Origin of the sequence: Actinophytocola sp. (assembly GCF_009379765.1) — a bacterium.
Lineage (GTDB): Bacteria > Actinomycetota > Actinomycetes > Mycobacteriales > Pseudonocardiaceae > Actinophytocola.
The window spans coordinates 1-6183 of record NZ_WHTD01000278.1 but is presented as its reverse complement, the minus strand read 5'-3'; the positions used below and the strand labels follow the sequence as shown (position 1 = coordinate 6183).

9 protein-coding genes are annotated in these 6183 nt (G+C 72.1%); 1 reads left to right on the top strand and 8 read right to left on the bottom strand.

Translation table 11 applies throughout. From position 1 onward, the window contains the following. Window positions 1-134: 134 nt before the first annotated feature. From GEV28_RS41880 to GEV28_RS41855, 6 genes are read right to left on the bottom strand one after another with little or no spacing between them, the layout of a single operon-like run. Window positions 135-422 (bottom strand): hypothetical protein, encoded by a 288-nt coding sequence (locus tag GEV28_RS41880; protein ID WP_291419890.1) that lies wholly within the window; start codon window positions 420-422, stop codon window positions 135-137. 23 nt (window positions 423-445) lie between these two features. After that, window positions 446-1483 carry a hypothetical protein gene (locus GEV28_RS41875; RefSeq protein ID WP_291419888.1) on the bottom strand — a complete coding sequence of 346 codons (1038 nt, stop codon included), beginning with the start codon at window positions 1481-1483 and terminating at the stop codon, window positions 446-448. Beyond that, window positions 1476-1805, bottom strand: coding sequence for a hypothetical protein (locus tag GEV28_RS41870; RefSeq protein ID WP_291419886.1), 330 nt, complete (start codon window positions 1803-1805; stop codon window positions 1476-1478). The genes GEV28_RS41875 and GEV28_RS41870 overlap by 8 nt, the downstream gene beginning before the upstream one ends. Continuing rightward, a complete protein-coding gene (locus tag GEV28_RS41865; RefSeq protein WP_291419884.1) occupies window positions 1802-2296 on the bottom strand; it encodes a YbaB/EbfC family nucleoid-associated protein in 495 nt (164 codons plus the stop codon). Before GEV28_RS41865 ends, GEV28_RS41870 begins: the two co-directional genes overlap by 4 nt. Before the next feature lie 55 nt (window positions 2297-2351). Further along, complete coding sequence (locus GEV28_RS41860; protein WP_291419882.1) at window positions 2352-3608, bottom strand: DNA polymerase IV; 1257 nt, start codon at window positions 3606-3608, stop codon at window positions 2352-2354. 29 nt (window positions 3609-3637) lie between these two features. Continuing rightward, window positions 3638-4363: a class I SAM-dependent methyltransferase gene (locus GEV28_RS41855; protein ID WP_291419880.1), complete on the bottom strand. Its 726-nt coding sequence runs from the start codon at window positions 4361-4363 to the stop codon at window positions 3638-3640. A 69-nt stretch (window positions 4364-4432) separates the two neighbouring features. On the opposite strand from GEV28_RS41855, the gene GEV28_RS41850 reads away from it, so the two are divergent. Continuing rightward, the gene (locus GEV28_RS41850; protein ID WP_291419877.1) at window positions 4433-5332 is read left to right on the top strand and encodes a ParA family protein; all 900 of its coding nucleotides are present in this window, start codon (window positions 4433-4435) and stop codon (window positions 5330-5332) included. Window positions 5333-5454: 122 nt separating this feature from the next. Here the strand turns inward: GEV28_RS41850 and GEV28_RS41845 are convergent, their stop codons facing one another. Further along, window positions 5455-5844, bottom strand: a complete 390-nt coding sequence (locus tag GEV28_RS41845; protein ID WP_291419875.1) for a hypothetical protein — start codon at window positions 5842-5844, stop codon at window positions 5455-5457. A gap of 182 nt (window positions 5845-6026) precedes the next feature. Beyond that, a complete protein-coding gene (locus GEV28_RS42955) occupies window positions 6027-6182 on the bottom strand; it encodes a hypothetical protein (protein WP_367115298.1) in 156 nt (51 codons plus the stop codon). Window position 6183 lies beyond the last annotated feature (1 nt).

Here is a 6183-nt window from a genome sequence, read left to right as displayed (position 1 = left end):
GCATCCCCCAACCCTCACCACTTCAGGCCCGGCTCCTGGATCTACTCGGCGTCGACCCCACCACCCTAAGATGATCAAGTACCGCACCCGACAACCAACTCGAGTTGATCAACCCCCATGTGCGGAATACCCGGCTAGCTGTCGTCCCGCTGCGCCCGCAGCTCGTCCAGCGCCAGCACCATCATCAGCCGAACCCGCTCGGTACCCCGGTATGCCTCGATGTCGTCTGCCATGTCCCGGCAGACCTGGTCCATCTGCTCCTGGACGGCCGCCCGCGACCGTGGGCTGCCCGCGGCCGCTCGCGCGACGGACAGGTCCCGCATCCGGTCCAGCAGCTCCGTGATCCGCGGCGCGATCCGGTCGAGATCGGACGGCGGCCGCGGCGGCTTCTCGCGTTTGGGCCTACGCCGGAACGGCCACATCAGCGCCCCTCTCCATCGCGGGCCTACAACGTTCCCGAGACGCGGTGCGGGCCCGGTCCGTCGTAGCGGGGGGCCTCGTCGCCGTCGGCGTCGCCGTCACCGTCGATGTCCTTCGCCACCTGCTTGCCGGACTCCTTTGCGCCCTCTACCGCGATGGTCTTCGGCACCTCGTCGGCGGTCTCTCCGAGAGCTTCCTTCGCGGTGTCCTTCGCATGCCGCAAGCTGTCGCTCACCAGCGCGTTCCGCACCTTCGGCACGTACTTCGCCTGCCGGATCGGGTCGGGGATCCGCGCCGCGAACTCCCGGGCCAGGCGCAGCTTGGCCTTGACGTCCTCGAACAGCCTCTTGCTCTGCTTCAGCATCTGCTCGGCGTTGGTGAAGGCCCGCCGCAGCTTGGTGACCCACTTCTGGATGGTGGTGCCGGTGCTGACGATCGTGTCGGCGACCTCGGGGGCCGCGGCGATCGTGGCCGGGGGCGGGTAGCGCAGCGCGAGGCTGATGACATCGCCGACGCAGTCGGTGATGGTCTCGCGCACGATCGTGCGGACCACCTTCAGGATCACGCCCGACATCTTGACCAGGCCGGCGGTGGACGCGGCCGCGTCCGAGGCGGCCTGGTAGAGCTGCACCTGCTCCCCGCACCACTTCCGGTACTGCGCCACCCCGTCGCCGGTCCAGTGCGCAGTGTCGGTCTTGTAGTAGCGGTCGAGCTCCTCGCCCGTGGTCCGCAGCTGCGCGGCGACGCCCTCCCAGGTGAGCGTCATGCGGTCGAGCTGCTCCTGGTCGCCGACGAGCTGGTCGAGCCACCAGTTCAGCGGCGCGAAGAACTCGACGGCCCAGCTCAGCCCCATGCTCGCGAGCTTCGCGACCGGGTCCTTGAGCAGCTCGCCGACCTCCATCGCCGACGACGCGAAGCTGATCAGCCCTTCGGTCCAGCTGCCATCGGCGACCTGCGTGACCAGCTCGCTGGCGTCCTGCGCCAGCCCGGAGCCCTCCAGCCGCTGCACGTTGCCGGCCGCCCGATCGGCGGCCGCGTCGGCGATCCGGTTGCCCTCAGGCATTCCCGATCACCTCGGTGGCGAACAGGGAGGAGATGTTCAGCTCGTTCTCCGTCAGGTCGTGCAGCCAGCTGCCGACCTTCCGGTGGTGCTCCTCGGTCGCGGCGTGCGCGGTGGCGAGCATGCTCGCGCCCTCCAGTTGCGACTCGACACACTTCAGGGCCATCGGGGCGCCGAACACGCCGAACGCCATCGGCTGGATGGTCTCGACCGCGGCCTCGCGGGCGGTCCGGGTCCGGTCGACCAGGCCGGCCAGCCGCTGCTGGTGCGCACCCAGCTCGACCGGGTCGATCTCGAAACCGCCCTCGGGTGGTGGGGTCGTCATTTCCGGCCCCCTCGGCGCAGGACGTTGCGGTCGCCGAACTCCGGGTCGTCCGCCGGGGGCGCCGGGCGGGTGCGGCCGGTGGGCGGCCCGGGGGCGGCCCGGTCGTCCTCGGCGCCGAGGTGCAGCGTGCGGCGGCCGGCACCGGCCGGGTCCGGGACCTGCTCCGGGTAGGTCTCGCGGTACTGGCGGTCCAGCTCGTCCAGCAGGTCGGAACCCTGGAGCTCGGCCGGCATGGTGGACCGGGTGGCGTCGGCCAGCTTGCTCTGCGCGGCGCGGATCGTGCGGAGGATCTCGTCGGCCAGGTCGGGGCCCGACTGCGCGCCCGGCGCCAGCTTCAGGTCGACCACGTTGCCCGACCCGTCGACTGTGACCGTGACGTCGTCGGTGCGGGCGGTGGCCCGGGTGGCCGCCAGGCCCTCGCGCACCTGCTCGGCGCGGCGCTGCACCTGCGCCAGCTTGGCCTCGTAGTCCGCGAACAGCGGCTCCGACATGTGCACTCCCCCTCGACCGAACCCAGTGCCCAAACGGTAGCGCAAAGGCTCACCGTCAGTGGCCGGGCGCACCGGATCCGTTACGGTCCAGCAGCGTGGCCGGGCGCACCGCGGCACCGCCGAACCGGGCCCGGGCCTGGTCGGCGGCCTGGTCGGCGTCGCGCCAGCCGCGCTCGGGGGCGTCGAGGAACAGCTGCTGCGCGCCCTCCTCCCCCAACTTCTCCATGCGCACCCCGATGAGCCGCACCGCGCCCGGCGGCGTCTGCTCGTCGAGCAGCCGGCACGCGGTCCGGTAGATCTCCTGCGTGACATCGGTGGCCACCGGCAGCGTGCGGGACCGGGTGATGGTGGTGAAGTCGCCGAACCGCACCTTGATCGACACCGTGCGTCCGCGTAAGCCCCGCCGGCGCAGCGACGCCGCCGTGCGCTCGGACAGCCGCAGCAGCTCATGCTTGAGCACGTCGCGGTCGGTGTGGTCGACCTCGAACGTCTCCTCCGCGCCCACCGACTTCTCGACCGACTCGGGCTCCACCGTCCGGTGGTCCTGGCCGTTGGCCAGCGCGTGCAGGTGCTCGGCGACGGCGTTGCCGAGCGTGCGGCGTAACCGCGGCAGCGGCGTGGCGGCCACGTCGCCGACCCGGGTGAGCCCGACGGCGGTCATCCGCTCGGCGGTGCGCTTGCCGACGCCCCACAGCGCGGACACCGGCAGCGGGTGCAGGAACGCCAGCACCTCGTCGCTCGGCACCACGAGCATGCCGTCCGGCTTGCACAGCCCCGACGCCAGCTTGGCGACGAACTTGGTGGCCGCGACCCCGACCGAACACGTGATGCCGTGCTCCTCGGCGACCCGCGCGCGGACCTGCTCGCCGATCTGGCCCGGGGTGCGGCGCAACCGCCGCAGCGCGCCCGCCACGTCGAGGAACGCCTCGTCGAGGCTGAGCGGCTCGACCAGCGGAGTGACGTCGCGGAAGATGGCCATGACACCGGCCGAGACCTCCTGGTAGAGCCCGAAGGTGGGCGGCAGGAACACCGCCTTCGGGCACATCCTGCGGGCGTGCGCGGTGGGCATGGCGGAGCGGACGCCGAACGTGCGCGCGATGTAGTTGGCCGAGGTGACCACCCCGCGCCCGCCCGTGCCGCCGACCACGACCGGCTGGTCGCGTAGCTCCGGCCGCTCGCGGATCTCGACCGACGCGAAGAACGCGTCCATGTCGACGTGCAGCACCGCACAGCCGGTGTCGTCCGGCCATACGCCGTCGCGTGCCTTGTAACGGTCGACCAGACCGTGCGGCAGGTCCCCACTGCGCCCCATGCCAGAAGCCTCTCAGAGGGGTCCGACAATCACCGGGCGCGGCGCGCCACGGCGTGCAACCGGCTCGCGATGTCGCGCAGCGGTGCGGTGCCGGCCAGCCGCAGCTCGAGCTCCGCGAGCGCCTGCTCGGCGCCGGAGTCCTGCTGCAGCACCGCGCCGGGCACGAGGTCGGTGAGCACGCCCTGGCCCTGCAGCAGCTCGACGACCAGGCCCGCGTTGGTGAGCAGCCGGGTGAGCCCGTCGGTGTCGAAGCGGCGCAGGATCTGCTCGGCGGGCAGCCGCCCGTCGGGGTCGTCGGCGAGGCGGCTCGCCTCGGCCAGCCTGCCGGCGGTCGCGTGGTGCAGGAGTGCCGCGGTGCGGTTGGCGACCAGCACGGACACCGCGCCGTCCGGTGCGAGCGTGTCGACCATGGCGGCGAGGGACTTCGTCGGGTCGTCGACGACCTCGAGCACGCCGTGCGCGAGAACGAGGTCCGCGCTGCCCGCCTCGACCACCTGACCGAGCGCGTCGCTGTCGGCCTGGACGGCGGCGATCCGGTCGCCGACACCGGCCTCGCGGGCGCGCCGGGACAGGGTCGCGAGCGCGTTCGGGTTCGGCTCGACGACGGTCACCACGCACCCCGCGGCGGCCAGCGGCACGGCCAGAACGCCGCTACCACCGCCGACATCGAGCACCCGCGGTGGTTCGCCGCCCCGGCGGCGGCGCGCGGCGGCCAGCTCGGTGTCGAGCGAGTGGCGGACAGCATCCGGTCGCATGAACGCGAACTTTAATGCCCGCCGCCCGACCGTCGTGGAGTGAGCACCGTGCCCCGTAGGGTTGCCACCGTGCAAACGGTGGCAGTGCTCAGCCTCAAGGGTGGTGTCGGCAAGACCACCATCGCGCTCGGCCTCGCCTCGGCCGCGCAGCGCCGGGGTGCGCGCACGTTGGTGGTCGACCTCGACCCGCAGTGCAACGCCACGACCACGCTCGATCCGGACGACACCAAGGCAAGCCTCGCCGACGTGCTGGAGACGCCGCGGCCCGCGGTCCTGCGGGACGCGATCGCGCGCAGCGGCTGGGGTGACGAGGTCGACGTGCTCGTGGGCTCGGAGACGCTGGAGCTGCTCAACGACCAGGACCCGGACCCGCGGCGGCTGGAGAACCTGAGCCGCGCGCTGCTGGAGCTGGGATCGCTGCTGAACGACGGGGAGCTGCCCTACCAGCTCGTGCTGCTGGACTGCCCCCCGTCGCTGGGCCGGCTGACCCGCTCGGCGCTGCTGGCCGCGCACGGCGCCCTGCTGGTGACCGAGCCGACGCTGTTCGCGGTGTCCGGCGCGCAGCGGGCGTTCGAGGCGGTGGAGCGGGCCCGGGAGGAGCACAACCCGGACCTGTCGCCGCTGGGCGTGGTGGTCAACCGGGTGCGGCCGCAGTCCTACGAGCACCAGTACCGGATCGCCGAGCTGCGCGAGCACTTCGGCCGGCTGGTGATGCCGGTGGCGCTGCCCGACAGGTTGGCGGTGCAGCAGGCGCAGGGCGCGTGCATGCCGATCCACCAGTGGGGCACGCCGGGCGCGCGGGAGGTGTCGCTGGCGCTGAACCTGCTGCTGGCCCGCGTGCTGCGCACCAGTGGCCGGGGCCGGCACCGCACCGACGGCTGGCCCGACACCGACACCGACCGCGCCGCCGGCAGCACGGACGACGAGACCGACGGCGACAACGACAGCAACGTCGTGGTGGAGAACTGACCCGCGCTGTCCCGGATTCCGAGACCCGCCGCGACCGGCCGCATGCCCTGAACGACGCGTTCGGGACGCTCATCGTCCCGGACGACGCGTTCGAGGCATCGGCGCTCGTCGTGTCCCTGCCGCTAGATGCAGAACAGCGAGTGGCACCGCGTCGTCGTGGTCGTCGGTGGGGGTTCGGTGGTCGTCGGCGGTGGTTCCGGCGGCTGGGTCGTGGTCGTGGTGGTCACCGGGTCGTCGGGGGCCTCGGTGGTCGTCGTTGTCGTCGTGGTGGTCGTCGTTGTCGTGGTCGTGGAGGACTTCGACCCGCTCGAGGCCTTGGTCGTCGTCGTGGTGGCCGCGCTGGGCCGGGCCTGCTGGCCGGGTGGCACCGGCTCGACCGCGACCCGCTCGTCGGACGTCGGCCGGTTGCTCTCCCCCGTCGCGATCCCTGCCACGAACAGCGCGGCGGTCACGGCGCCGACGACGGCACCAACCGCCACTCGGCCGTGCGCGCTCTGCAGGGGGGACCCCATCAGGATGGCCCTTCGGGTACGTCCAGCGACCGTCGGTAGTTGAGGCGCAAATCTACCATCCCCCAATCGGGGGAGGCAGGCTCGGCAGGCTGACGCATTCCGCGTTCAGCCGTGAGTTGAATCGCGCTAAAAGTCTTTGTCGGGATGCCCCGGCAGGACGTAAGGGCTCGTAGCGAATCAAGTCAGTGCGGCTCGGGCGTGTCGTGCGTCGGGTGCAGGGTGTAGTTCCAGTCGCCGTGCCAGGGGTCGCGGGTGATCGGGAGTTCTTTCATTTCTTTGTTGCTGATCTCGATGCCGGTGGGGTAGTCGCCGGTGTCGAGTTGAGCGGTGACGGTCAGT